This is a genomic window from Paramagnetospirillum caucaseum, assembly GCF_000342045.1.
Classification (GTDB): domain Bacteria; phylum Pseudomonadota; class Alphaproteobacteria; order Rhodospirillales; family Magnetospirillaceae; genus Phaeospirillum; species Phaeospirillum caucaseum.
In genome coordinates, this window is sequence record NZ_AONQ01000156.1 from 1 (window position 1) to 1,837 (window position 1,837).

Sequence of the window (1,837 nt, forward strand, 5' to 3'; positions counted from 1 at the left end):
GTAATCGCCACATTCAGAATGTGCGTTACGGAACGATTTAATCATATTGATGTGCCGGTCAATGTCGATACTCATGATCCTCACTCCATTAAATGCATGGAGATCATATCAACCACACTTGAATGCGTCAAGCAGCACGGTTCATGTTATCCGCCAAAAGTCAATATACTTTTTTATAATCTTGTAAAACCACGTTGGAAATCAGAGTGATAAATCAAAAAACTTTTTTCATCAGAATTCCAGACAGATTCATTGAAACTAAGATATTTGAAAGTGGCAGGACAAAAAAGGATGCAAGAATCATTCGGGGCAGGTTGATCACCAACCTGCCCCGAAATGCGATCAGATGATGCTCTGCTACTCGACCTTGCCGCGACGGTGCTTCGCCTTGATCCTGGCCGCCTCCAGAGGTTCATCGAGTTCCCCGGCCTTCACGGCAGTAGCGATCTGTTCCAGCACTTTGATTGCATCGGCGTTGGTCTTGCCCGCAATCACGGTGTTAGCCATCCCCTGTCCCTGGAGTTCGACCACGGTGCGACCATACCTGATTTCCAGCAGCAGGTTACCGTCTTTGGCCGACTTCCAAAACCAGGGCTGGGGCTGACGATTGATGCATTGACGGGTGTTGCCGTCTTCGGTTTCCTTGCGGTAACGGACCCGTTCGACCGTGAAGCCAGGATTCTTGAGCAGTTCGACCTGATTGTGAATGCCGTCCAGCACAACCTGCCGGGGGGACTTCTTGCGTGCTTCGGAAACAAGCACCTTCTTTTCGTTACTGAACTTAAGCTGCAACATAATGGCCTCCATGCATCAACATTGCATGAATGATATAGCCGTATTTACTAAAGGCCAAGATAGCCACATGAATATATTTCATGATATGGCCGCACGGCCACATGGCGTCTCGACATCAATGTAGTGATGGATTTAGTCATCAGTCGTTAGGCCTGATAAGTGATCGCAATTCATTTCACAAAATGGTCTGATTTCTCCATGGATGGAAGTTAGCAAGGTCATACCGGCCTGCGACCTGATTCGATATGGCTGAATATTTCCGCATATATTAGCCATCGGCAAATAACAAACAAATTGCCGGTTCATGTTAGCCCGACAGAAAATAGCTCGTCGAGGCCATGATACGCCTTCGGCTACTTCATGTGATTCGGCATGAGCCGCCACAGGCGTAACCGATCTGATTTCCTGCCAGAGGCAGGGTGGTTTTGAGACAGAACGAAGTGATGAGTTGTCGGTGTTGTAGCCATGAACTTATGAACTGAATTCATCTCGACGCCGAAGGCGTCCCGGTGTTGAGACAGAACGAAGTGATGAGTTGTCGGTGTTGTAACTACGAAATCATTAACGGACTTCATCTCGACGCCGAAGGCGTCATGGTGTTGAGACAAACGAAAGGAATGAGTTGTCGGTGTTGTATATATCTGATTCATAAATAGCCATGTTGGACTTAGTCCGTATTGAAGAGCAATACGGACTAACTTTCCAACTTGTCCTGCAATACGGACTAACTCAATGACTTAGCCTTCAATACGGACTAACTCCAGAAACAGGAAAAAGGAAATGAACCAATCACTTGAACTTGAGTATATCTGCATATGGGCGGAAACGCCCAAAACAGAACCAAAGCGGGGACGGAAGTCCGTCTCATTTTCGGATCGCTATGTATTTACCGGAAACGCAATCATCGACGGGACCACGTATCGCGTTCAATTTGTCGAACACAAGGACGTGACCAAGCTACTCAATGGCGTCCATAAGAGCCGTGCCAGCCATGTCGAGCTATACCGTGTCTATCACGAAGCCCATCAGGCCCAGGAACGAA

At 47.5% G+C, this 1,837-nt stretch carries 3 protein-coding genes; 2 read left to right on the plus strand and 1 reads right to left on the minus strand.

Annotation, left to right across the window (positions count from 1 at the left end; translation table 11 throughout):
• The coding region (locus H261_RS26400) for a hypothetical protein (RefSeq protein WP_235063040.1) at positions 1-210 on the plus strand (210 nt) is incomplete at its 5' end.
• A 147-nt stretch (positions 211-357) separates the two neighbouring features.
• Here the strand turns inward: H261_RS26400 and H261_RS22725 are convergent.
• Positions 358-795 carry a hypothetical protein gene (locus H261_RS22725; protein WP_235063041.1) on the minus strand — a complete coding sequence of 146 codons (438 nt, stop codon included), beginning with the start codon at positions 793-795 and terminating at the stop codon, positions 358-360.
• 780 nt (positions 796-1,575) lie between these two features.
• Here H261_RS22725 and H261_RS26405 point away from each other — a divergent pair.
• Positions 1,576-1,837 (plus strand): hypothetical protein (locus H261_RS26405; protein ID WP_235063042.1); only part of this gene is annotated, 262 nt, incomplete at its 3' end.